Origin of the sequence: Saccharopolyspora shandongensis, assembly GCF_900106995.1 — a bacterium.
GTDB lineage: Bacteria > Actinomycetota > Actinomycetes > Mycobacteriales > Pseudonocardiaceae > Saccharopolyspora > Saccharopolyspora shandongensis.
Window position 1 is genome coordinate 25,109 of the sequence record NZ_FNOK01000067.1, and the last position, 23,339, is coordinate 48,447.

Sequence of the window (23,339 nt, forward strand, 5' to 3'; positions counted from 1 at the left end):
GACATCCAAAACAGCCTCTCTAGCAACGAAAAGCGCTCACGGCTCCGTGACTGCGCGGGCGTAGCGGTCGGCGAGGCGGCGGGTCGCCGCGGCGAGTTCGGGTGCGTCGAGCACGTCGAAGTCGAGATCGAGGGCTCCGAGGTAGACCGCGAGCAGTTGCGGCGTGTCCGCGCCCGCGTCCAGCAGGCAGGTCCGGTCGTCGATCGGCGCGACGATCCACGTCGTCGGCGGCACCCGCTGCACGACGACCTCCGCGGGCGCATGCACGCGCACCTGGGCGCGATACGCCCACAACACCGCCGTGACACCGCGCGCGACGTACGCGGCGAAGCCGCCCTCCGGCGGCTCGCGCGGCGTGAAGCGGGGACCGGTCGGGATGCGGGGCGACAGGCGGTCGACGCGGAAGCTCCGCCAGTCCTCGCGGTCGCGGTCCCAGCCGACCAGGTACCAGCGACGACCGGTGCTGACGAGTCGATACGGCTCGACGGTGCGCAGGCTCGCGACGTCGTCGTGCGCGCGGTAGTCGAACCGCAGCTGCTCGCGGTCCCGGCACGCCCGCGCGATCGCCGTCAGCACGTCGGCGTCGACCACCGGCCCGCCGCCGGGCACCGGCACGGTGTAGGTCTGCAGCGCGTTGACGCGCTGACGCAGCCGCGACGGCAGCACCTGCTCCAGCTTGGCCAGTGCGCGAACCGACGTCTCCGCCATTCCCGACACCGTGCCGCTCGCAGCCGTGCGCAGCCCGACCGCCACCGCGACGGCTTCGTCGTCGTCCAGCAACAGCGGCGGCAGCGCCGCTCCCGCGCCGAGCCGGTAGCCGCCCGCCACGCCCGGCGTCGAATGCACGGGATAGCCGAGGCTGCGCAGGCGATCCACGTCCGCGCGGACCGTCCGGGTGGTCACGCCGAGGCGTTCGGCGAGATCTCCGCCCGGCCAGTCGCGCCGCGCCTGCAGCAGCGACAGGAGGCGGAGCAGGCGGGCCGAGGTCTCCAACATTCCTCCAGTGTCGCCGCAATCGCGGAACGAAGTCTTCCGCGATCGGCGCAATGGTGGGGCCATGAATCTCCGAGGCAAGACGGCAGTCGTCACCGGTGGCTCGCGCGGGATCGGCCGGGCGATCGTGCGGCGGTTGGCGGCGGACGGCGCGGAAGTCCTGTTCAGCTATGCGAAGGACGAGGACGCGGCGAGGGCGGTCGCCGCCGGAACCGGCGCCCGCGCGGTGCGGGCCGACATGGGTGCGGCCGAAGACCTCCGGCGGCTCTTCGACGCCGCCGGCGCGCTGGACATCTTGGTCAACAACGCCGGAATCCCTTCCACCACAACGCTTCTCGACACCTCCGAGGCCGACTACGACCGCGTCATGGCGGTCAACGCGAAGGGAACCTTCCTGGCGATGCAGCACGCGGCGCGGCGGATGGGCGACGGTGGGCGGATCGTCAGCATCTCGACGATGAGCACGGTGTGGGCCGGCCCCGGCGAATCCGCTTATGCGGCGAGCAAAGCGGCCGTCGAGCAGCTCACCCGGGTCGCGGCGAAGGAACTCGGGCCGCGCGGCATCACGGTCAACGCCGTGTCTCCCGGCCCCACCGACACCGACCTGCTGCGCGGCGCCGTCGGCGGCGACGCCCTGGCCGCCACCGCGCAGATGATCCCGCTGGGCAGGCTGGGGCAGCCGGCGGACGTCGCCGACGTCGTGGCCTTCCTGGTCGGCCCGGACGCGCGCTGGATCACCGGGCAGAACCTCCGCGCCACCGGTGGGCTGGTGTGATCGTCCGGCCGGGGGCCTCCCCGCGCTGCCGAACCGCAACCCGGTGTGAAACGATTTCGGGTGTTTCACGTGGTCTTCTACCAGCCCGAGATCCCGGGCAACGCCGGCAACGCGATCCGGATGGCGGCCGGTTCCGGCTGTGCACTGCACCTGATCGAGCCCCTCGGCTTCTCCGTGGAGGACGCGAAGCTGCGCCGAGCCGGGCTGGACTACCACGACCGGGCCGCCCTGCACGTCCACCCGGACCTCGAATCGGCCTGGCGGGCGCTGAACCCGCAGCGGGTCATCGCGTTCACCTCGAAGGCGGAGCACTCCTACGAGACGGTGGCCTACCGGCCGGGCGACGTGCTGCTCTTCGGGCCCGAGTCCACCGGGCTGCCCGAGGACGTGCTCGCCGACGTGACGCTGCGGGTCCGGATCCCGATGCTGCCGGGCATCCGCTCGATGAACCTGGCCAACTCGGCGGCCGTCGCGGTCTACGAGGCGTGGCGCCAGCAGGGCTTCGCGATGCCCTCGTGAGCCCCGCTCAGGCGCGCACGACCCGGCGCGGCGACCGGGTCCACGGCCAGGTCAGCAACGCCCAAGCGGCCAGCCCGACGATCACCTCGACGCCCAGGTACCAGGGCCAGCCGCCCATCACGTCGAGCAGCGACGGGTTGTCCGGCTTCCGGCTGACGAAGCCGTAGTTGGTCCCCGCCCGGGCGTTGAACACCAGCATCGCCGCGCCCCAGGAGAGGGTCACCGCGGCCGCGAACCAGTAACCCCGCCAGGTCGGCCGCACCCCCGCTCCCCAGGTCAGGTAGGCCGCCGCCCAGATGACCAGCAGGTGCTGACCCCAGAACTCGATGAAGTCGAACGACGGGAAGTCCGGCGCGTCCAGCGCGGGAGTGATCATCGCCTGCGGGGTCAGCGTCAGCCCCCAGTAGTAGAGCAGCGCGCAGGCGAGCGGCCGGTGCGTCCACAACGCGGGAACGGCGACGATCCAAGCGAGATCGCAGAGTTGCAGCGGCAGCGATTCGCCGATGTCCCAATGCGCGGGCAACAGCCTGTAGGTCAGCGTCACGACGCCGAATGCCAGGAGCACCAGGGCGAAGCCGCGCGTGAAGACCACGGCGGACGGCGAACCGCGCTGCCGGTGCCCGACGGCGGCGACCGCCACTGAGCCGACGACGATCAGCACCATGAGCACCCAGTGCGACGGCCCGTAGGGAACGAAGCGATCCACCGGAAACGGCCCCACTCCCCCAGGGTAGGCACGCGAAATCGCGGAAGTTCTCCGGTGTGCCGGGCCCCGACACGCCGACGGGCCGCAGTTTCAATGGAAACTGCGGCCCGTGACGGGTACCAGGGTCAGGCGTTGGCGAGGGCCTTGAGGGCCTCGGCGCGGTCCGTGCGCTCCCAGGGCAGGTCGACGTCGGTGCGCCCGAAGTGGCCGTAGGCCGCCGTCTGCGCGTAGATCGGCCGCAGCAGATCGAGATCGCGGATGATCGCCGCCGGGCGGAGGTCGAAGACCTCGTTGATCGCCGACTGGATGCGCGCCGGGTCGACGTTCTCGGTGCCGAAGGTCTCGACGAACAGGCCCACCGGGGCGGCCTTGCCGATCGCATAGGCGACCTGCACCTCGATGCGGCCGGCCAGGCCCGCCGCCACCGCGTTCTTGGCCACCCACCGCATCGCGTACGCCGCCGAGCGGTCCACCTTCGACGGGTCCTTGCCGGAGAAGGCGCCGCCGCCGTGGCGGGCCATGCCGCCGTAGGTGTCGACGATGATCTTCCGGCCGGTCAGGCCCGCGTCGCCCATCGGACCACCCACCACGAACCGGCCGGTCGGGTTCACCAGCAGGCGCGTGTCGGAGGTGTCGATGCCGAGGGACTCGATCTCCGGGCCGACCACCTTCTCCTTGATGTCGACGGCCAGCATCGAGTCCAGGTCGATGTCGGCGGCGTGCTGCGTGGACAGCACCACGGTGTCCAGGCGAACCGGCTGGTCACCGGCGTACTCGATGGTCACCTGAGTCTTGCCGTCCGGCCGCAGGTACGGCAGCACCCCGTCCTTGCGGACCCGGGTCAGCCGCCGCGACAACCGGTGCGCCAGCGCGATCGGCAGCGGCATGAACTCCGGCGTGTCGTCGCAGGCGTAGCCGAACATCAGGCCCTGGTCGCCGGCGCCCTGCTTGGCGATCTCGTCGATGACGCCCTCGACGCGGGACTCGTGCGCGACGTCGACGCCCTGCGCGATGTCCGGCGACTGGGCGCCGATCGCGACGTTCACGCCGCAGGAGTTGCCGTCGAAGCCCTTCGCGGAGGAGTCGTAGCCGATCTCCAGGATCTTCTCCCGCACGATGGTCGGGATGTCCGCGTAGGCGTCGGTGGTCACCTCGCCCGCGACGTGCACCTGACCGGTGGTCACCAGCGTCTCCACCGCCACGCGCGACCGCGGGTCCTGGGTGAGCAACGCGTCCAGGATCGAGTCGCTGATCGCGTCGCAGATCTTGTCCGGGTGGCCTTCGGTCACGGACTCACTGGTGAACAACCTGCGACCGGTGCGCAGGTCCGACTGCTGACTCACAACTCTCCCTGAAATTCCTTGAAAAGACTCACCGCAGTGGTCTGACGTGCGAGGTCAGCCTACTGCTGGGACAGCTGCCGGGTCACAGCGTCCCACAATGTGGCCGCCAGCCGGGACTTCGCGCCGAACGGGATCGGCTGCTCGGTGCCGTCGCCGCCCAGCAGCCAGCCCGAGTTGTCCTCGACCTCGAAGGCCTGCCCGTCGCCGACGGTGTTGACCACCAGCAGGTCGCAGCCCTTGCGGGCCAGCTTGGCGCGGCCGTGCTCCAGCGCGCTGGTGGTCGGATCGCCCGTCTCGGCGGCGAACCCGACGATCAGCGACGCCGCCAGCTTGTCCGCGTTCCGCGCCTCGACGAGCTCGGCGAGGATGTCCGGGTTGCGGGTCAGCGCCAGCGGCTCCGGGTCCTGATCGGTCTTCTTGATCTTGTGCCCGACCTGCGACACCGGGCGGAAGTCCGCGACCGCGGCGGCCATCACCACGGCGTCCGCGCCGTCGGACTCGGCCAGCATCACCGACCGCAGCTCCTCCGCGGTACCCACCCTGATCACCCGGACCCCGGCCGGATCGGCCAGGTCCGCGGTGTGCGCGGCGACCAGCGTGACGTCCGCGCCGCGGTGCGCGGCGACGCGCGCCAGGGCGTAACCCTGCCGGCCGGACGAGCGGTTGCCGAGGTAGCGGACGGGATCCAGCGGCTCGCGCGTGCCACCGGCGGAGATCACCACGCGGCGGCCCTCGAGGTCGCGCGGCAGCGCCCGCGGCTCGGCCAGCAGCAGCCGGGCCAGGTCGACGATCTCGGCGGGATCGGGCAACCGGCCCTTGCCGGTGTCCGCGCCGGTCAGCCGGCCGCTGTCGGGCTCGGCGACCACCACGCCGCGGCTGCGCAGCAGCGCCACGTTGTCCTGCGTCGCCGGGTGCTCCCACATCTCGGTGTGCATCGCCGGGACCATCAGCACCGGGCACCGCGCGGTCAGCAGCGTCGAGGTGAGCAGGTCGTTCGCCTGCCCGTGCGCCGCACGGGCCAGCAGGTCAGCGGTGGCGGGCGCGACGACGACGAGGTCGGCCTCCTGGCCGAGCCGCACGTGCGGGACCTCTTCGACGTCGGCGAACACGCCGGTCTCCACCGGCTGCCCGGACAGCGCCTCGAAGGTCGCGGCGCCGACGAAGCGCAGCGCGGCCTCGGTCGGGATCACCCGGACGCGGTGGCCGGACTCGGTCAGCCGCCGCAGGACCTCGCACGCCTTGTAGGCGGCGATGCCACCGCTGACGCCGAGGACCACCCGCGGGCGGTCCTGCGGCGCGGCCGCACCGCTGCTAACCGTCGTCACTCGCCTTCGGTGTGCTCGAGCACGCCCGCGTGGATCTCGCGCAGCGCGATCGACAGCGGCTTCTCCCGCGGGCCCGGCTCGACCAGCGGCCCGACGTACTCCAGCAGGCCCTCGCCGAGCTGCGCGTAGTAGTCGTTGATCTGCCGCGCCCGCTTCGCGGAGTAGATCACCAGGGCGTACTTGGAGCTGACCTGCTCGAGCAGGTCGTCGATCGGCGGGTAGGTGATGCCCTCGACGGTGTTGGTCGACGGGCTGCTGTTGAGCGCAGCCAGCGCGCTGGGGGTGCTCACGTGAGTGGCTCCTGCTCCTCGTGGATGTCTGCTGGGGCGGCAGTGACACGGCCGGCGACCCGGTCGACGCCGAGTCCGCGCGGAACGCGCGAGGTCACTGCTCGCGGCCAAGAATCAATCGTAGCAATTCGCTGGTAGCGGCCTGCACGTCGGCGTTGACGACCGACGCGTCGAACTCCGATTCGGCCGCCAGCTCCTCGCGCGCGGTCGTCAACCGCCGCTCCACGACCTCCGCGGGCTCGGTGCCGCGACCGGTGAGCCGGTCCACCAGCACCTCCCAGGACGGCGGCAGCAGCATCACCAGCTGCGCCTCCGGCATGGCCGACCGCACCTGGCGGGCGCCCTGGAGCTCGATCTCCAGCACGGCCGCCCGGCCCGCCGCCAGGGCTTCCTCGACCGGCTTGCGCGGGGTGCCGTAGAGGTTTCCCGCGTAGCGGGCGTGTTCGAGCATCTCGCCGGCGGCGATCATCCGCTCGAACTCCGCGGTCGAGACGAAGTGGTAGTGCTCGCCGTCGACCTCCCCGGCGCGGGGCGCGCGGGTGGTCGCGGACACGCTGAAGTAGATCTCCGGGGCCAGCCTGCGCACCTCGCTGAGCACGCTGGACTTGCCGACGCCGGAGGGCCCGGAAACGACGGTGAGCCGAGGCTCGCCCTGACGGACGGTCCTCGGCTCAGCGCCGGTTTGTGCGTCGATCACTCGCCGCTGAACTCGGAGAGCAGCGCCTTGCGCTGCCGCTCACCCAGCCCGCGCAGTCGACGGCTGTTGGCGATCTCCAGCCGCTCCATGATCTGCGAAGCGCGGACCTTGCCAACGCCGGGAAGGGCTTCGAGCAGGGCGGAGACCTTCATCTTGCCCAAGACCTCGTCGTTGTCGGCGGTCTCCAGGACCTCCGCCAGCGTGGTTCCACCTCGCTTGAGGCGCTCCTTGAGCTCAGCTCGGGCGCGACGGGCGGCAGCCGCCTTTTCCAGAGCTGCTGCCCGCTGCTCCTCGGTCAGCTGGGGAAGGGCCACCATGTCCTCCGTGATGTGGGGTTTCTCTTGATCGGTGCGGGCGACGGTACCGAGTCCGCTCTGCCGGGTTCCACTTGGGTCCCCGTTTTTGTGAGCAGGATTCATCCGGTTCGCCACCCAGACCCGCCTGGTTCCGCTCGTACGAGGCGCGCACGAGCACGGGGCCGTTGCCAGTACTACCAACAAAGCCGCTGAAGTGCACTAATCTCGGCCAAAACTCTTCGAATGTGTCCGATTTCCGCACAGTTGAGCCACTCCGATGGCGTCCTCGCAGGTCACACCGGGGTGAAGTGCCCCTCGTCCGCGAAGTGATCAAGAACTCGCGCGGCTTCCGCTACGCGGAAGTTCCGCAACACTCAAGCCTCGCGCCGACCGCCGGGGTGGCGGTCGCGCCAGATCCAGAAGACGACGCAGGACGCCAGCGCCCACGCGCCCAGCACCAGGAACGGGAAGACGTGCTGGTAGCCGCCGAAGTAGACGGCGGTGTGCATCGCGTTCACCGACGCCCCGGGCGGCAGCCAGGCGCCGATCAGGCCCAGCGGGGACGGCAGCAGCGGCCAGGACACCGCGCCGCCGGACGAGGGGTTGCCGAGCAGCACCATCAGACCCCAGGTCGGCACCATCGCCCACCGGCCCAGCAGCGTGTTGAACATCGTGAAGACCATCCCGGAGGTGAACATGGTCAGCGCCAGGATCAGCCAGGCCTCGACGACCGGGAAGCGGACCGCGCCCAGCAGCCAGTCCACCACGGCGATGATGGCGAAGCCGCCGAGCAGCGAGTAGGCGATCGTGAACCCGATCCGCTCGGCGGGCTTGAGCGCCTTGGCGTGCACGCTGAGCTGGATGGCGCCGACGAAGCCGATGACGATCGCGGCCAGCGTCACGTAGAACAGCGCGAGCCCGCGCGGGTCGCCGCGCTGCAACGGCTTGAGGTCGGTGACGACGATCGCCATGCCGAGACTCGCCCCGGCCTTCTGCCCCACCTGCTCCAGGAGCTGCGCGACGGACGCACCCGAAGCACTGGCCACATCGAGCCGGAACACGTCGCCGCGCAGATCGAGCACGCCGAACACGCGCTGCTCCTCCACGGCCTGCAGCGCCTCGTCGTAGTTGGACCGGTGGAGCTCGAACGCGGTGCCCGCGGCCTGCTCCATCTCGGCGACGAGCGCGGGATCGTGCCGGGTGCCGACGACGGCCAGCGGGACGCTGTGCGGCGTCGGATTGGCCATCGCGAAGGTGTAGGAGCCGGCGAACAGCGCGGCGGCCGCGGCGACGATGAGCACCAGCACGGCCGCCGGGAGCAACGGCGACTCCCGGAAGGCCCGCCAGCGCCCGCGCTGGACCCCAGTCGACGCCATGCGACGACTGTAGGTGACCAATCGCACACCGACCGGATTCCCGCGTTCGGCGAGATTCGTGGAGGTGACCGGGTCAGATGGTCTTCATGAGGTCCTGGATCCGGGTGGCCATGCGCTGCTTGTCGACCGGGGCGACCGTGGTCCAGGCTTCGGCGCTGCGCCGGCTGTTCTCGATGAGGTACCAGCCCTTGGCGGTGGCGAAGAAGTTGGTGACCATCGGCGCGCGGTGCCGCTTGCCCTGACCGTCCATGACGGACGCACCGAGCTGGGCCCACGCGATGCGCTCGCCCCCGGCCATCTCCACCAGCGTCCTCGCGTCGTCGCGCCGGATCCCCTGCCGCGCAAGGCCTTCCGCCATCGCGCGGTCGGACTTACCGGCGGCCTTGGCGGCCTGCTCCATCGCATCGCTGCGCAGCGACACACCCCGGCCCGGCCCGGCCTTGACGTCGTCGGGCAGCACGCTGAGCGCGGCCCGGACCATGGCATCGGCGGGCAAGGCCTGCAGCTGGACGCTCTGCTCGGTCTGCACCGCCAGCGTCGCGTTGTTCCGGACGTTGGCGACCAGCCCGGAAAGCTCCCGCTTCGAACCGTCGGGCTTGCGCTCGTTGAAAGTGACGTCGAAGGCCCGCTCGTAGCGCTGCAGCGGCCGGAACACGCCGTAGATGTCGTCTTCCCGCATCTCGTTGCCGAACCCGAGCGCGCGCAGCTCCTCCCACGCTCGCCGTTCGGCCTCGCGGCGCTCGGACTGCAAGATGCCTTCCGGGAGCACATTCAGCACCAACGGCTTGGTCCCCAGTTTGAAGTGCTTCCAAGCCTCGTAGAACGCCTGCTTCGACAGCTCGAATTTCACCGGATCCTCCCCAGGCCAGTACGTGGGCGGCACCGAACCGTGCCGCCCACGGCGTTTTCTGTTGTCGATTACTGCTTACTTCTGGTCTCACTCACCGAAGACGGGCGGCGCGACCTTCGGCAAGTCGTCGTCGAAGAAACCGTGATCGCCCTTGAGGTAGTCGGGGGTCTCGTGCTCCTGGTCCTCCTCGCCCTGCTTCCCCTGCGGGCGAGCACCGGCCGCACCGCCCCCCGCGGCACCGCCACGACCACCGGCACCACCGGGACCGGACCCGGGAGCGCCGCTACCGGGACCACCGATCCCGGCCCGTCCACCGGCACCAACACCGGGACCGCCGGCCCCACGACCACCGGCACCGAGACCACCCCGGCTCCCAGCACCACCGGCACCGCCACCGCGGCCGCCGGCGCCACCAGCGCCGCCACCGCGACCGCCGGCACCACCGCCGAGCCCTGGCCGACCGCCGGGACCACCAGGCACGCCCGGGCCACCAGGCACGCCGGGATAGCCCCGCCCGCCGTCGCCGACCGGAACGCGCGGCTGCGAACCGGGAGTCCGAGACGTGTCAGGCCGCTGCCACACGGGATTCGTGTTGCTGACGTAGCCGCTGCTGCTGGTATTCGTGGTGCCGGTCGTACCGGTACCCGGCGCCGGCGGCCCCATCCTGTCCGCCGCCATCGGAGTCGCCGACTGGCTGGTGGTGCTGTGCGGCGAAACCTGCGGAACACTCCCGACGTTGGGGTGCTCCGACCCAGTGACCGTGGTCCTCATACCGCCGCTCGGCGGCGGGCTGAACACCGAGCTCGCGGCAACCGTGCCCTGCGAAGCGTTGTCGTAGTTCTGGAACGCCTGCACGGCTTCCTGGCGCAGCTTCTCGTTGTGCGCCTTGGCGTCCTCGGCGTCGGTCGAGCCGGTCCATGCCTTGTCCCAGCCCTCTTCGAGCCAGCTGTCGTCCGGGACTTCCTGCTCTTCGCCCTTTCCCGGAATCGACGACTGCACCTTCGTGAACGCATCGCCCTGATCCGTCATCAGCTGTGACTGCGCAAGCGCGTTGTCAGCGGTGACCTCGGTCCAGAGCACGATCGGCATGGCCTGGTTCTGCATGGCCTCGCCGGACTCGGACTGCATGACAGCGCCGACGCTCTTCAGCTTGTCCTCAACGCGGGTCTTGAGATCTCGGAGGTACTCGTCCTCCGTCTTCCAGCCGCCGGTCTTGTCGTACAGGTTTTGAGCAGAGCCGTTGGCCACCCACTCACGCATCTGCTCCAGCGAAGCGCCCTCGAAATCTGAAGGCTCTATCTGCCGCGTATCAGTCATCCCCTGCCCCCTCACGCATTGGGAAGATTCTTAAGAGCAGCCTCAGCGAACTGCTTGGAAAGATCACACGGATTCGGATTTCCGGAAGGCGCCACGGTGTTCACGTACAGAGATCCCTGATCTGAAACGTCCAGCGCCAAAAGACAGTTGGTCTTGTTGCCGACCTGCGCAGTCGGGTAACCGGAAATATCGATCATCTGGACGCTGGACTTGCGCGCATCAGCGAACTTCTGCATGGTCTGGCTCTTGTCAGCCGACACGAAAACTATGAAGCCACCACCAGACTTACCCTGAAGGTAGTCACAGCCCGCTTTTCCGTTCGAATCGCTAGTCTCCGGTGGCTGATCAGCACCCAGAGACTTCGCTTGAGGCTCTGTGACGATCGAGCACTGATCGGCGACATCCAGCGACTTCGCCTGCGCTGAGCGATTGGACTGGGTCACTGTTGGCTCAGACGGTGCCGAACCTGTGCTCGTGGTACGCGGAGGCTCCGTCGGTCCACCACTGCAACCGGCCAACAACATGCTGGCCAGGACCGCACCAACGGCGAGCCTTTTACGCACGATTTCCTCCGAAGCTGTCCGCAGAATTTTGATCATCAGTACGCGTCTGCTTTGCACTCGCCCGCAGGTTGGCCGCTGTGCTATCGAAGGCCTCGGCGAGTTTCAGGTAGTTGTCCAGATAAGCCCTGTCGTCACCAGCCGCGACCTCTCCATAGCGGGCACTCGCCTGCGTGCTGACCGGATCGTTTCCGGGCGACTCGACGGTCGCAAGGTCGAAGATGTTCCGCTGTCGCTTTCTAAGCGCCTCTGCCTCGGCTTCGAAGAATCCAGCAATCTCATCGACCTTGTCAGGGTCGATGCGCATCGCCCCGCCCGCAGACTGCGATTGGGCAAACGCCGCCTTGTCAGCCGCACGCGCGAGAGTGGACGCAAGGGCGCCAACCGGGGCGATCCAGCCGCCTTGGTCCATCTGGTGTTGCATGTAAGCCTGGTCCGTTGCGTCGAACTGGACCTGGTTGCCTTCCCCCTCGGCAGTCACCGCTGAACTCCCCTCGTCCGCGTGCCGTCGCGACGAGGGCGACGGTCATCCACTTGCCAGCGTGGCAAACGTTAGCGCAAGTGAGCAGCTATAAGGCTGAGAGTTGATGAAGACAGACAGCGGCAACCGGGTGAATTCCCACCCGGTTGCCGCTGAGGGGTTTCGGATCAAGGTCGTCTATGCATCGAGCCGCCCCGCACGGAGCCCGTCGACGAAAGAAGCCCAGGTCGCAGCACCGAAGAGCAGTACGCCACCGTCGGGGTCCTTCGAGTCCCGCGCTGCGACAGCTCGCCCGTTGAACGCGACCTCTACACAGTTGCCATAGTTGCTACTTCGGCTGCTCTTGCGCCAGTGAAGCGTTGAGAGATCCAGTGGTGACACTGAGCTGCTCCTTGCCTGTCTTCACACCAACCCATCGGCGATGCAGTTGATGAGGTCCACCGAATCCTCGACCGACAGCGCCGCCTCTTGCAAGGATCGAAGGGCTTCCCTCGCCGCGGCCACGTGCTCGGACTCTTCAAGGAACGCGCTGCTTCCGCGATTCTCCAAGTACACAAGGCTTGCGTGCTTTTCGAAGTCAAGGATGACGAAGGGCCCAGCCATCCCCGGGTGCACACCGATTGCCGATGGCAGCACGCGCAACGTGATGTTGTCCTGGCTAGTGGCACTGACCAAGTGGCGGAGCTGGCGGAACATCACGCCTGAACCCCCAGCCGGGCGCTCCAAGATGCTCTGCTCGATGAGCACTTCTAGCAACGGTGCCGTTGGTCGGTTCAACAGGGTTTGCCGGCCGATGCGAGCCGTGACGAGAGTGTCGACCTCTGCCAAGTTCAGATCCGGGTCCGTGCCTTGCACGATCGCGGTCGCGTACTCCGGGGTCTGCAACAGGCCCGGGATGAGCATGGTCTCGTAGTTGTAGATGGCCGTGGCTTCTTTCTCGAAGCGGATCACGTCCTCCCACATTGCTGGCAAGCGTCCATCCTGGACTTGCCACCAATTCGGGTTCGCACCACTGCGTACCAGCTTCAACAGCTCTTCGCGGCGCTCTGCAGGTACCCGGTACAGACCCAGCAACGCCGACACGTCGTCGGCGTAGAGGCCCCGCTGGCCGTTCTCGATCCTGCTCAGCTTGCTCATCGAAAACCCAAGTGCCCCAGCGACTTCTTCTGCTCCCAGGCCACTTCGCAGCCTCAGTTCGCGGAGCTCGCTGGACACCCTCCGGACCCGGACCGGGACCCCGACTCGTCCGTTCATCTGGCCTCCCGCTTTCGGAATCGATCTGACCTCCCCCGACCACCATCACCGGTTGCCAGCGGGGCACGTAACCCCAGTCACTCGAAAGTATGTTTGCGTGCCCGGCTGGAAGCACTGGAAAGTCGTTGCTGCAAGGGACATTCCGATCCGGGAGGGCAGAAACATGTGCGCGAGCTGGAACATTCCGGCCGATGGGCGACGCGCCGAGGTCACCGTCACGATGCTTGTGCGCGACGAGGTCTCGATCGCCCAGGACGGCATCGAAGTCGTGGTCGCAAGGCGGCAGCTGACGGATCTCGCCGACAAGCTCTACTTCCTCGACCAGGCCTTCACCGCCGACGCCCGAGACGTCGTCGAAGCCCTTTGCGGCCAGGAATGAGCTCCAAGGTCTTCTCTCACATCTGGAGCAAACGTGCCCGGCGCCCGTTTCGGGCTCCACACGATGCAACCGATCACGGGCACATCAAGCAGGGAGGGCTTGTGCCGACTCAATCTGGGTGGAATCCGAATCCGCAGTGGGGGCCGAACCAGAGCCCTGGGGGCGGGCGGTACGCACCACCGCAGGGCCAACAACCACCACCTGTTCCAAAGCGGAGGAAGTGGCCGTACATCGCCATTCCCGCTGTCGCCTTGCTGTTGATCGTCGGTGGGTTCGTTGGGCTTCGGGTCTACTACGTGCTCGCTGTCGAGCCTCGCCAGACGAGCGCTGAATCCACTCGCGAGGCAGTTCCGACAGCACCCAAAACCGCACCCACCACCGGCGCACCGAAACCACCCAAGCCAGGTGCCCCGGTTCCCTGCGACCCGGAGCTCCCGAACTTTCAGCAATGCTTCCCGAAGGACTACAACCCCGACGCCGTGATGGGCGGTGTCGCCACGGAGGGCTGGAGTTGCCTGCGGAAGGGAGAACTAACTGAGGCTGGAAGCCGCGTATCCATGCCGCGGCTGTGCGAGACCAAGGACAACGTCGGTCAGTCCTACACCATCTGGGCGTCGATCAAATATCAGACCCACGACTTCCAGCCGACCGGCAAGCTTCGGGAGTTCAACTTGAACGTGAGCACCTCGGCCGCAGCGCACAAAGGTGAACGCACTACAGCGCAGGATCCAGCGAAAGCCCTGATCCCGGCATTCGAGATCACCGCCGAACACATCTGGCAGGGCAAGCCCGAACAACTCAAGGAAGCCACCGAAGCCTTCGCGCAACTCCAGCCCCAGTGCGCCTCCCCTGCCAGCATGACGACCGAGGGAGCGACCGCGACCATGCCGTCCGGCTACAAGATCACCTGCACCGCCATGCCGGCAGTGGGAACTGTAGACGCGACAACATACGGCATGTTGTTGCAGATCCGACCAGCCTGAACGAAATGAGCCGCTACGCGGCGGGGAGGGTTTTGAGGGCTGCTTCGGTCGTTCGCTTCGCCGCGTCGCAGCTGGTGCCGACAGCGATCGGGGCACCGGAGCGGACCAGGGCGCTGACCAGCAGGGACCCGTTGTCCGCGACGTCGACCACCAGCGTGCAGCCCGTGGGGTCGTTGACCTTCGCCGCCGGGTAGCCGCCGATGTCGAGCTTCTGGGCCTTCTGCTCGGCTTCGGTGAACTGCTGGAAGGTTCGCTTCGCGTCCACCGCGACGAAGACGCCCCAGCCGGGGCCTCCCGGGGTGCCCGACTCGTACTGGCAGCCCGGCTTGCCACCGGAGTCCGCCGGCTTCGGTTCTTGTTCCAGGCCAAGCTCTTTCGCCTGTTCCGGGGCCAGCAGCGAGCACGGGTCGCTCACTTCGAGGGATTTCGCCGCCGCGGCTCGGTTCGAACCATTCGGCGGCTGGTCGGCGGGAGCCGCGCCCGTGCTGCAGCCCGTCAGCAGAAGTCCGGCCGCGACCGCGCCGGCTGCGAGTTCCTTGCGCAAGGTCCGCCTCCCGTCCGAGGTTGTGGTGCGAGCGGAACCCTGCCACACGAGCCGAAATTGGCACAACCATTGTTCGGGATCGGAATCACCCAACGATCGGAGATCGGGAAATTCCCCGTCAGTCCTGGTTCTTACCGTTGTTCTGCCGCTGGTTTTGCCATTGCTTCCACTGTTGTTCCCATTCCTTCCGCTGCTTTTCCCAATCCTTCTGGTGCTGTTGGTTGCCCGGCCCGCGCTGGTCCTCGTCCTGCTGGACTGGCGGGGGCTCCGGGGTAACCGTCACGATCACCGGCTGCGGGGGCTCGGGCAGCGGGATGGTGCGCACGTCCTCGGCGACGCGGTCCGCCGCGGTGAGGATCACCCGGGCGTTGTCCGGCGCGAGCTTGCCCTGCGCCTGCGCGGTGGCGATCTGCCGGTTCAGCTCGGCGAGAGCGGCCTCGGCGGCGGGGCGATCGTTGCCCAGCGCGGCGGCTTTCACCGCCTCCACCTGCGCGCTGAGCTGCTGGCGGACTTGCGGATCGGCCGATTCGGGCGCGCTGCCGCAACCGGCGAGCAACAGCGCGAAAGCCGGCAGCAGAACGCGTTTCATCCTTGGACCAGCCTTTCCAAGTTGGCGAGATCCTCCGGCAAGCGCCCCACACCCGCTGGGCCCGACGCCGGTGGCAGCGTCGGCGCGACAGGCGCTTCGGGCAACGAGAAGTACGTGATCAGCGCGATCAGCAGCACCAGCAGCGCACCTCCGGCGAGCAGCAGCGGCCGCCGGTTCGGCCGCTCGGTGCGCAGTTCTTCCACCGGGAGGTGCTGCGTCATCGGCCGGTTCTGCGGCTGGGGCGGGCGCTGCGGTTCGGTGCGCGGCGCGGCCGGAATCCGCGGGATCACCTCGGTGGCCTTGCCGCTGAGCAGGTCCGCGCTCTGCGCGGCGGTGGGCCGCCGCTCGGGGTCGGCGGCGGTCATCGCCAGCAGCGCCCGGTGCAGGTGCGTCGGGATGCCGATCGGCACCTCCGGCGCGCGCACCAGCCTCGCCACGGCGCTTTCCGCGCCCGCACCGGGGTACTCGACCTTGCCCGTGACGCATTCGAGCAGCACCAGGCCGAGCGCGTACACATCCACCGGGTGGCCGACGTCACCGCCGCTGACCTGCTCCGGTGCCATGTAGGTGGCGGTGCCGACGATGATCCCGGAACTGGTCATCCGCGCTACCGCGTCGGCCAGTCGGGAGATGCCGAAATCGGTCAAGAAGGCCTTGCCGTCGCCTGCGATCAGCACGTTCGACGGCTTCACGTCCCGGTGCACGATCCCGTTGTCGTGCACGTGCGCCAGCACGGAGGCCAGCTGGCCGCCGAGGTCGGCGACCCGTTCCGGCGGCAGCGGTCCCTCGGCGATCACGTCGGACAACGCCGGACCCTCGACGAGCTCCATGATCAGGTAGAGCTCGTCCTCGCTGGCGCTGAAGTCGTGCACCGTGACCAGGCCGGGGTGGCTCAGCCCGGCCAGGATCCGGGCCTCCTCGGCGAACCGCTCCCGTCCGGTGGCATCGGTTCCGGAGCGGAAGCACTTGGCGGCGACCACGCGCTGCAACCGGGTGTCCATCGCCCGGTACACGTCTGCCATGCCACCGCTACCCAAGCGAGCACCCAACCGGTAGCGCCCACCCAGCAGAGGCACGTCGTCCATCAGTCCTCCGAACCGTCAGCTGCGAGAACGACCCTAGACGACCGCCGGCCGCCCGGGTCATCCCGGGCGAGCGACCAGGCCGGTGAACAGCGGCGACCAACCGTTCCCGATCGCAAATAGTCTTCTCGGGCGCGTAATCCGCGGGATTCGCCCCGGTGGCAGTGGCGCGATGACTGATCAACTCCGGTAGGAACCAACATCCCGCGGCGTCGGGACGAAAAAATCTGGCGTCCGAGGCGTTTGACCGCCAGGAGGACCGGAAAGCCCAGACACGGGCCCGAAAACGCTTGTCCGACAAGCGTTACCCCGGGGGGATCGGGCCCTTCCCAACAAGAAACACGACACACGAGGAGATGTCATGGTCTTCACTGGGCTCGCACCCGCGTGGGGCGGCTTTGGCGGTTTCAGCGGCCGTTGCTTCAGCAGGCGCTTCTGCAGTCGCAGATTCATCAGCATCAACAACGGGTGTTTCTGGTAACTGGACCGTTCGGCGGCGGCATCGCCAGGTGCCGCCGCCGGATGCCCTTCAACCATGGCGAACACCAACTTCTTCTCCAGAATCCGGTACCTGTTCGGGGTCGACACCAGCGGCCCCGGAGAAACGCCGGAAGCGGCGCCGCCGGTCAGCGTCCGCGAGATCTTCCGCCGCTTCTGGCCGTACCTGCGCCCCTACCGAGGGTGGCTGTGCGTGGTGATGGCGCTGATCCTGATCGCGCCCGTCCTCGACGCGGCCACCATCTGGTTCTTCAAGATCCTCGTCGACAAGGTCCTGGTGCCGCGCGACTTCAGCCTCTTCTTCGGGCTCGCCGCGGCCTACGTGGTCGTCACGCTGCTGTCCGGGCTGATCTCGTTCGGCGACCGGTACTTGTCCACCTGGTTGGCCGAGCGGTTCCTGCTCGAACTGCGCACCGACCTGTTCCGGCACCTCCACGAACTCTCCGTGGAGTTCCTGGAACGGCGCAAGATCGGCGACACCCTGTCCCGGATCACCGGCGACATCGCGGCGATCGAGAACCTGGTGCTGTCCGGGCTCACCCAGACGATCTCCTACGCGTTCAAGATCGTGCTGTTCACGGGCGCGCTGTTCGTGCTGAGCTGGCAGCTGGCCATCGTGTCCCTGGTGACCATTCCGGCCTTCTGGCTGACCGCGCGGTTCTTCTCACGCCGGATCAAAGCCGCCTCGCGCGAGAAGCGGCAGCGCACCGGATCGATCAGTTCGGTCGCGGAGGAGAGCCTGAGCAACGCCGCGCTGGTCAAGGCGTACGGACGGGAGAACTCCGAAACCGACCGCCTGCACCGCGAAAACCTCGGGAGCTTCGCCGCCGAGCTGGTCGCCACCAGGCTCAAAGCGCTGTTCGCGCCGATGGTCCAGCTCCTGGAGCTGGCCGGGGTGCTGATCATCGTGGGCCTGGGCACCTGGCAGCTGACCCAGAACACCATCTCGCTGGGCGGCTTGCTGGTGTTCCTCGGCTTCCTCAGCCAGCTCTACTCGCCGGTGCGCGGATTCGGCCAGCTCAGCAACACCGTCTTCGCGGCCGCCGCGAGCGCCGAACGCGTCATCGAGCTGCTCGACCAGCAGCCGACCGTGCATGACCCCGTCCGCCCGCGGCGACTGGACCGCGCGCGCGGCGTGGTCACGTTCGACGACGTCACCTTCCGGTACCCGCACGCGGAGCGCGATGTGCTGCAGGGGATCAGCTTCACCGCGGCGCCCGGGCAGACGATCGCCCTCGTCGGCGCCAGCGGATCGGGCAAGTCCACCACCGGAAAACTGCTGCTGCGGTTCTACGACCCGGACTCCGGCGCGATCACCCTCGACGGCACGGATCTGCGCTCGATGCCGCAGAAATCGGTGCGCCACAACGTTTCGGTGGTGCTCCAAGACGTCCTCGCGCTCGACATGAGCGTCAGGGAGAACATCCTCTGGGGGAAGCCGGACGCCACCGACGACGATGTCGTGCGCGCAGCCCGCGCCGCCGACGCGCACGAGTTCATCACCGGGTTGCCCGACGGCTACGAGACCCGGGTCGGCCCGCACGGGCGGCTGCTCTCCGGCGGGCAGCGGCAGCGGATCGCCATCGCCCGCGCGATGATCCGCGACGCCCCGATCCTGCTGCTCGACGAGCCGACGGTCGGGCTCGACGCGGCCGCGACCGCACGCGTGCTCGCGCCACTGCGCCGCCTGATGGAGGGCCGCACCACGATCGTCGTGTCCCACAACCTGATCACCGTCCGGGACGCCGACCAGATCCTGCTGCTCGACCACGGCCGGATCGCCGAAGCCGGCACGCACCCCGAGCTGATGGGCCGCGGGGGCCGGTACGCGGAGCTGTACCGGCTGCACGAACGCGATCAAGCCACTCCGGTCCCCGAACGGGAGACAGCATGACCTGCTCCCCGCGGCCGAAGCGGGGCATCCACCGATAGGAGTTTCGATGACAGCGATCAGCACCGCACCCGAGCCGACGGAATCCGCGCCGGAACCACTCCCACCGGGCTACGAGATCACTCCGGGTTACCGGGTCATCCAGCACATGCGCCGGGGACGGGAACTCGACACCTACGACGCCTGGAGCGAGCAGCGGTACTGCCGGTGCTTCATCAAGTCCGTGCGCCCGGACCTGGCGCACCACGAGGGCGTTCGGGAGAGGTTGGAGCTCGAAGGTCGCCTGCTGCTGTCGTTCACCCACCCGCACATCGTGCGGGCGTACGACCTCGTCGCCGGGGAGCACGGTCCGGTCGTGGTGCTGGAAACCCTGTCCGGGGCGACGCTTTCGCACCTGATCGAAACGCGGACCCGTCGGCTCACCGCCGCCGAGCTCGCCCACCTGGGCCAGCACCTGTGCTCGGCGATGGCGTACATGCACGACCGCGGCTACCTGCACCTCGACCTGAACCCGGGCAACATCATCGCGGACATGGGCAGGGCTCGCGTCATCGATCTCAACTTCGCCCGCCAACCCGGTCCCAGCCGCGGCAGAGCGGGAACGCCCTGCGCCATGGCGCCCGAGCAGATTCGCAGCGGAATGCTGGGCCCGGAGACCGATGTCTGGGGAATCGGCCTGGTCCTCTACGGGGCGGCGACCGGAATCCAGCCGTTCGACGTCGGAACCTCCGGCGAACCGACGAACTTCGAGTCGGTGTCGTCGTTGCAGGCGCGGTGCCCGCAGCTGACCGATCCGGCACCTCCGATCCGAACCCAGCGGCGGCTGCCCAAGGCGATGTCGACCGCGATCGACGCGTGCCTGCGCCAGGATCCGCAGCAGCGCCCGGCGGTCGCCGAACTCGCCGAAGCGCTGTCCGCAGTTGCCGATCCCGTGCCGACGCCGTGGGCGGAGTCATAGCGTCAGGTGAACAGGAAGATCACGGCGGTGAACGCGAACAACAACGCCACCAGGTAGCTCGGCTCTGACGTCCTCGCCGCGCGGTTGCACGTTGGTCAGCGGATGTTCTGGCGGATTGTTTCGGCGGTGCGTTCGGCTTCAGCGTGCTTGATGCTCAGCGACGATCCGTCCGCGAACCAGAAGCGGAGGAACCTCAACGGCTTTCCGCCTCGGCCCATCGGCACCGGGGCGATCTCCCGGATGAAGTTCATCGGGACCTCGAAACCGCACGTGACGGGGTTGTCCGGGGCGTCCCCGCCCAACGACGTCACGCCTCGAACCACCGATTTCGCCGCCCCCAGCAGGGAAAACCCCTCGGCCGGTTCCTCCGGGGCGGGCTGCTCGGTCTCGGTGTGGAGGTGCTCGGTTTCGACCACGACCCCGACCCGATGGCTGGAAACGGCGAGGAAGCTCGCGTTCCCGGCTGCGGTCAGGTTGTCGCCGAGCCGAACCGCGACCTCGGTCGGCGTCCCCGCCTGCACGAGCCCCCACAACCCGGGGTCGTGCACCAGCTCGTCGCCCATGAAGGCGCCGCTGCGCAGCGCCTTCATGGGAACCGGGCTCGTGCGGTGCTTTTCGGCCAGCTGCACGGTCGGGCCGGCCACCAAGTGCGGCACGCGGTTGACGCCCTGGATCGTGGACGCGACGTAGCCTTCGCGCTCGTCGCCGCCGAACACGTAGACGAGCTGCTCAGAGCTTTGCACCCAGTGCTTCACCAGGAGCTTCACCATCGACGAAGTACTGCGTCCCACCACGGCTCCCGTCATGCCCGGCCGTAGCTCATCGCTACCAGCCTGCGCCCGTCGTCTTCGGCCGCGGACGGGCCGATCTCCAGCGCGGAACCGTCCGCGAGCTGGATCTTCAGGTAGTGCGTCTTCCCGGCCTTGTACTCCCGGCCGAGCTTGCGGGTCATCACGTCGCACGCCGCGACGACGGATCTCGGCCATTCGCCCAGGCTTCGCACGACCGGCGGTGCCGGCCCGTCGTCGACCACCTCGGCGGGCTCGGCGGCGCTGCCGTCGTCGCCCCCGCCGGAGAGCAGCCCGGCTCCCATCCGCCGCGCGCGGCTGAACAGGGATCCCGTCTCGGCCGCGGGCGTCTCCTCGGGATCCGAAACACCGACGAGCGCCATGCGGCGGTCGGAGAGCACCCACACCGCCCGGCCGCCGTGCTGCCGGTAGACGTCGACCAGCGAGGCCGCCGCGCAGTCGGGTTGGCCACCTACCACCACGCCCGCCGGTGCGTCCTGGTAGTTCGCCTCGCTGCCGCCGAGGGCACCGTCCGCGATCTCCAGCAACGCACCGCCGACCCCACCGGCGATGCGCGAGGCGAAGCCCTTCTTCGGGTTGCCGGTCGCATCCCGGCCGGCCACCTCGAAGAGGTACTTGCCCTGCGCGTCGATCACCCAGCAGATCGGCTCACCCGGTTGCGCCCACGACTGCCGCAACGCGACGACTTCGATCACGAGAAGCCCTTCTCCTGCGCCGCTTTCCGCTCTTGTTCGTTCATCTGACCGGTCGCTTGGTCCTCACCCTTACCGTAGACGTACTCGGCTCCCTGCTCGATCGCCGCGTCCTTGGCGTTGGTCATACCCGCGTCGAAGAGGGCACCGGTGAAGCGGGTCTGGCCGCCGAGGGTGTTCGTCAGGAATCGTTGGGCCAGGTTGCCGGAGAGCGCCTCCGAACCGGTCACACCCTGCATGAACCGGTTGCCCGTGGTCGAGGCGAAGTCGTCGCCCGCCCTCGTGAGGGTGTTGAACATGGGGTTCGAGTCCAGCCTGCGCGCCACGAACTGGGAGACCTTCCCGCCGTTGCGCAGTTCGTTCATCTTGTCGATGACCTTGCGGAGCTTGCCGACCTCGCGGACCTTCTGCAGCATCTCTTCGAGGCGCTTGACCAGCTTCGCGATCTGCATCTGGATCTTGGTGACCCGCATGGTGATGCGCACGCCGGTGGAGCCGACCTGCACCGTGGTCGTCGCACCCGCGGTCGCCACCGATGCACCCGCCGTGATCCAGGACGCCGCCAGCGCCGCCAGCCACTGCACGATCAGGCCGATGACCAGTTCGGTGATGATGTCGATGACGAACTCGACGAACATGTCGAAGATGTCCGCGATCATGTCCAGCGTGCCCTTGAGGTCACGGACATCCGCGGCCAGGGCCTTCGCGCCGTCGCCGAACTCCGTCATCTGCTGCCGGAACGCGTCGCCGTCCTTGCCGACCCAGGTCTCCGCCGTGGCCTTCGCCCGCTGCGGCTCCTGCTCGGCGACCTCGTCGAGCCACTTCGCGACGTTCTCCCAGCCCTCGCCGGTGGCGCGCATCTGCTCCGGGTCGCCGATGGCGAACTCCGCGAGCTCGATCAGCGGGCTCAGCACGATCGACACCAGGAAGCCGAGGCCGTTGCTCATCAGCGACTGGCCGGGGCTGGTCAGCAGTTCCAGCTGCTCCGCGCGCGCCGAGACCATGGCCACGCCCCACTCCGGCGGCGACGAGGCGTCGTTGAGGTCCTGGCTCGTGCCGACCAGCGAGGAGCCGCGGCCGGCGGCCTGCTCGAACCAGTTCTTCGAGTTTCCGTCGCCCTTGTTCAGGCTCTGGAGGTCACCCGGTCCCTGCGGCGCGCTCATCCGCCAAGCCCCTCTCCGGCCTTCTTCAGCATGTCCGAGATCTGCTGCTCGGTCTCCGCGTAGTCCTTGACCGTCTCGTCCAGCGATTCCTTCATGTGCTGCAGGAACTCCTGCGCCTTGGACGCCAAGTCCTTGCAGGAGTCCAGGTTTTCGAAGTACTTGCTGCTCAGGCCCACGGCGTCGCCGATGGGGCCGAAGCACTCATCGTCGACCTTGGCCTGGTGGAGCAGGTCGGCGAGCTGGCCGAACTTGTCGGCCAGGCTCTCGCAGCCCTGGCCGTGGCCGGTCAATGTGCCCGGCGTCATCTTCAAATCAGTCAAGACAGCACCCCCTCAGCGCAGAAACGAGCCCGCAGAGGAGTCGTCATCGTCGGATTTCCGCTGCGGTGACTGCTTGGACGTTACGGCACCCGGAGACGGTTCCCGATGAATGGTAAGCAATTTCGCAGCCCAGAAGATATGGGGGCTTCTTCCTCAATGTTCGATTTGCCCACCACAAGACGAACAACAGCGGCATAAAACGGACAAAATTCGGCCGTCTACCTCGCGCGAATGCCGCCTCGCACTCTAAGCGCGGAGCGTACGCTCAAGGGTCCCCAGGAGCGCGCGCCGAGCACCAGGATCCACGCCTAGCCCCAATGCCGGTCGTTTAGGTCATCGCGTGGCCGGTAGCCTGCGTGCTTGTGGATCTTGAGGTAGGGGCGGGCGCGGGTGTCAGCGTGGCCGATCAGGCTGCCATCGGTGTGCTGACCCGAACGTTCCCTGTGGAATTGGTCGATCGAGTTATTGATCAGTATTGGCGTAGAGAACAGCGGACTCGCGCACTGCCTGCCCGGCTGATGTTCTACTTCACGCTTGCCTTGTGCCTGTTTCCGCACGAGTCCTACCGGTCGGCAATGAAGATCCTCATGTCGGTGTTCGGGCGGGGCGGGCAGGGTTATCGGGTGCCCACGACCGGGTCGATCGGAGC

28 protein-coding genes are annotated in these 23,339 nt (G+C 68.2%); 7 read left to right on the forward strand and 21 right to left on the reverse strand.

The window, feature by feature from the left end; genetic code table 11:
• Positions 1–36: 36 nt before the first annotated feature.
• Positions 37–996 (reverse strand): helix-turn-helix transcriptional regulator, encoded by a 960-nt coding sequence (locus BLW84_RS40020; protein ID WP_177226957.1) that lies wholly within the window; start codon positions 994–996, stop codon positions 37–39.
• Between the two features lie 61 nt (positions 997–1,057).
• On the opposite strand from BLW84_RS40020, the gene BLW84_RS40030 reads away from it, so the two are divergent.
• Positions 1,058–1,768 carry an SDR family oxidoreductase gene (locus BLW84_RS40030; protein ID WP_093276808.1) on the forward strand — a complete coding sequence of 237 codons (711 nt, stop codon included), beginning with the start codon at positions 1,058–1,060 and terminating at the stop codon, positions 1,766–1,768.
• A gap of 60 nt (positions 1,769–1,828) precedes the next feature.
• Positions 1,829–2,287 (forward strand): tRNA (cytidine(34)-2'-O)-methyltransferase, encoded by a 459-nt coding sequence (locus BLW84_RS40035; protein ID WP_093276811.1) that lies wholly within the window; start codon positions 1,829–1,831, stop codon positions 2,285–2,287.
• Between the two features lie 7 nt (positions 2,288–2,294).
• Here the strand turns inward: BLW84_RS40035 and BLW84_RS40040 are convergent, their stop codons facing one another.
• The 13 genes from BLW84_RS40040 to BLW84_RS40100 form a co-directional block, all read right to left on the reverse strand.
• Positions 2,295–2,993, reverse strand: coding sequence for a YwaF family protein (locus BLW84_RS40040; protein ID WP_093276813.1), 699 nt, complete (start codon positions 2,991–2,993; stop codon positions 2,295–2,297).
• A 125-nt stretch (positions 2,994–3,118) separates the two neighbouring features.
• Entirely contained in the window at positions 3,119–4,300 is a 1,182-nt protein-coding gene (gene metK / locus BLW84_RS40045; protein WP_093276873.1) for a methionine adenosyltransferase, read from the reverse strand.
• 95 nt (positions 4,301–4,395) lie between these two features.
• Positions 4,396–5,661, reverse strand: coding sequence for a bifunctional phosphopantothenoylcysteine decarboxylase/phosphopantothenate--cysteine ligase CoaBC (gene coaBC, locus BLW84_RS40050; RefSeq protein WP_177226958.1), 1,266 nt, complete (start codon positions 5,659–5,661; stop codon positions 4,396–4,398).
• On the reverse strand, positions 5,658–5,951 hold the full coding sequence (gene rpoZ / locus BLW84_RS40055; RefSeq protein ID WP_010310991.1) for a DNA-directed RNA polymerase subunit omega: 294 nt from the start codon (positions 5,949–5,951) through the stop codon (positions 5,658–5,660). Before rpoZ ends, coaBC begins: the two co-directional genes overlap by 4 nt.
• A gap of 94 nt (positions 5,952–6,045) precedes the next feature.
• Positions 6,046–6,648, reverse strand: coding sequence for a guanylate kinase (gene gmk, locus BLW84_RS40060; RefSeq protein WP_093276816.1), 603 nt, complete (start codon positions 6,646–6,648; stop codon positions 6,046–6,048).
• Positions 6,645–6,962 carry an integration host factor, actinobacterial type gene (gene mihF / locus BLW84_RS40065; RefSeq protein WP_029535742.1) on the reverse strand — a complete coding sequence of 106 codons (318 nt, stop codon included), beginning with the start codon at positions 6,960–6,962 and terminating at the stop codon, positions 6,645–6,647. The genes gmk and mihF overlap by 4 nt, the downstream gene beginning before the upstream one ends.
• A gap of 356 nt (positions 6,963–7,318) precedes the next feature.
• Positions 7,319–8,320, reverse strand: coding sequence for an ABC-2 transporter permease (locus tag BLW84_RS40070; protein ID WP_093276819.1), 1,002 nt, complete (start codon positions 8,318–8,320; stop codon positions 7,319–7,321).
• 73 nt (positions 8,321–8,393) lie between these two features.
• Positions 8,394–9,170 (reverse strand): ESX secretion-associated protein EspG, encoded by a 777-nt coding sequence (locus BLW84_RS40075; protein ID WP_093276821.1) that lies wholly within the window; start codon positions 9,168–9,170, stop codon positions 8,394–8,396.
• Between the two features lie 87 nt (positions 9,171–9,257).
• A complete protein-coding gene (locus BLW84_RS40080) occupies positions 9,258–10,430 on the reverse strand; it encodes a hypothetical protein (protein WP_245761717.1) in 1,173 nt (390 codons plus the stop codon).
• 68 nt (positions 10,431–10,498) lie between these two features.
• Complete coding sequence (locus BLW84_RS40085) at positions 10,499–11,086, reverse strand: DUF3558 domain-containing protein (protein WP_245761718.1); 588 nt, start codon at positions 11,084–11,086, stop codon at positions 10,499–10,501.
• A complete protein-coding gene (locus BLW84_RS40090) occupies positions 11,043–11,528 on the reverse strand; it encodes a hypothetical protein (RefSeq protein ID WP_093276826.1) in 486 nt (161 codons plus the stop codon). Before BLW84_RS40090 ends, BLW84_RS40085 begins: the two co-directional genes overlap by 44 nt.
• Before the next feature lie 177 nt (positions 11,529–11,705).
• Positions 11,706–11,909 (reverse strand): DUF397 domain-containing protein, encoded by a 204-nt coding sequence (locus BLW84_RS40095; RefSeq protein ID WP_177226959.1) that lies wholly within the window; start codon positions 11,907–11,909, stop codon positions 11,706–11,708.
• 21 nt (positions 11,910–11,930) lie between these two features.
• On the reverse strand, positions 11,931–12,782 hold the full coding sequence (locus BLW84_RS40100; protein WP_093276828.1) for a helix-turn-helix domain-containing protein: 852 nt from the start codon (positions 12,780–12,782) through the stop codon (positions 11,931–11,933).
• 97 nt (positions 12,783–12,879) lie between these two features.
• On the opposite strand from BLW84_RS40100, the gene BLW84_RS40105 reads away from it, so the two are divergent.
• Complete coding sequence (locus tag BLW84_RS40105) at positions 12,880–13,161, forward strand: hypothetical protein (protein WP_143061272.1); 282 nt, start codon at positions 12,880–12,882, stop codon at positions 13,159–13,161.
• A gap of 251 nt (positions 13,162–13,412) precedes the next feature.
• Complete coding sequence (locus BLW84_RS46850; protein WP_143061273.1) at positions 13,413–14,144, forward strand: hypothetical protein; 732 nt, start codon at positions 13,413–13,415, stop codon at positions 14,142–14,144.
• Positions 14,145–14,157: 13 nt separating this feature from the next.
• Here BLW84_RS46850 and BLW84_RS40115 read toward each other — a convergent pair whose 3' ends face one another.
• The 3 genes from BLW84_RS40115 to BLW84_RS40125 all read right to left on the reverse strand — a co-directional run bounded on the left by BLW84_RS40115 (position 14,158) and on the right by BLW84_RS40125 (position 16,362).
• The gene (locus BLW84_RS40115; protein WP_177226960.1) at positions 14,158–14,688 is read right to left on the reverse strand and encodes a DUF3558 domain-containing protein; all 531 of its coding nucleotides are present in this window, start codon (positions 14,686–14,688) and stop codon (positions 14,158–14,160) included.
• A gap of 118 nt (positions 14,689–14,806) precedes the next feature.
• Entirely contained in the window at positions 14,807–15,277 is a 471-nt protein-coding gene (locus tag BLW84_RS40120; RefSeq protein WP_093276839.1) for a hypothetical protein, read from the reverse strand.
• Positions 15,274–16,362, reverse strand: a complete 1,089-nt coding sequence (locus BLW84_RS40125) for a serine/threonine-protein kinase (protein ID WP_177226961.1) — start codon at positions 16,360–16,362, stop codon at positions 15,274–15,276. The genes BLW84_RS40120 and BLW84_RS40125 overlap by 4 nt, the downstream gene beginning before the upstream one ends.
• Before the next feature lie 532 nt (positions 16,363–16,894).
• On the opposite strand from BLW84_RS40125, the gene BLW84_RS40130 reads away from it, so the two are divergent.
• Positions 16,895–18,751: an ABC transporter ATP-binding protein gene (locus tag BLW84_RS40130; RefSeq protein ID WP_093276843.1), complete on the forward strand. Its 1,857-nt coding sequence runs from the start codon at positions 16,895–16,897 to the stop codon at positions 18,749–18,751.
• Positions 18,752–18,797: 46 nt separating this feature from the next.
• Entirely contained in the window at positions 18,798–19,706 is a 909-nt protein-coding gene (locus tag BLW84_RS40135; RefSeq protein ID WP_245761719.1) for a serine/threonine-protein kinase, read from the forward strand.
• Between the two features lie 95 nt (positions 19,707–19,801).
• Here the strand turns inward: BLW84_RS40135 and BLW84_RS40140 are convergent, their stop codons facing one another.
• The 4 genes from BLW84_RS40140 to BLW84_RS40155 are packed head-to-tail and all read right to left on the reverse strand — an operon-like array spanning position 19,802 to position 22,690.
• Complete coding sequence (locus tag BLW84_RS40140) at positions 19,802–20,497, reverse strand: hypothetical protein (RefSeq protein WP_143061274.1); 696 nt, start codon at positions 20,495–20,497, stop codon at positions 19,802–19,804.
• 11 nt (positions 20,498–20,508) lie between these two features.
• Positions 20,509–21,210, reverse strand: a complete 702-nt coding sequence (locus BLW84_RS40145) for a hypothetical protein (RefSeq protein WP_093276852.1) — start codon at positions 21,208–21,210, stop codon at positions 20,509–20,511.
• Positions 21,207–22,370: a WXG100 family type VII secretion target gene (locus BLW84_RS40150; protein ID WP_093276855.1), complete on the reverse strand. Its 1,164-nt coding sequence runs from the start codon at positions 22,368–22,370 to the stop codon at positions 21,207–21,209. Before BLW84_RS40150 ends, BLW84_RS40145 begins: the two co-directional genes overlap by 4 nt.
• On the reverse strand, positions 22,367–22,690 hold the full coding sequence (locus BLW84_RS40155) for a WXG100 family type VII secretion target (RefSeq protein ID WP_245761720.1): 324 nt from the start codon (positions 22,688–22,690) through the stop codon (positions 22,367–22,369). Before BLW84_RS40155 ends, BLW84_RS40150 begins: the two co-directional genes overlap by 4 nt.
• 398 nt (positions 22,691–23,088) lie before the next feature.
• On the opposite strand from BLW84_RS40155, the gene BLW84_RS46855 reads away from it, so the two are divergent.
• Positions 23,089–23,339, forward strand: a 251-nt coding sequence (locus BLW84_RS46855) for a transposase domain-containing protein (RefSeq protein ID WP_218157650.1), incomplete at its 3' end; no start/stop codon positions are given.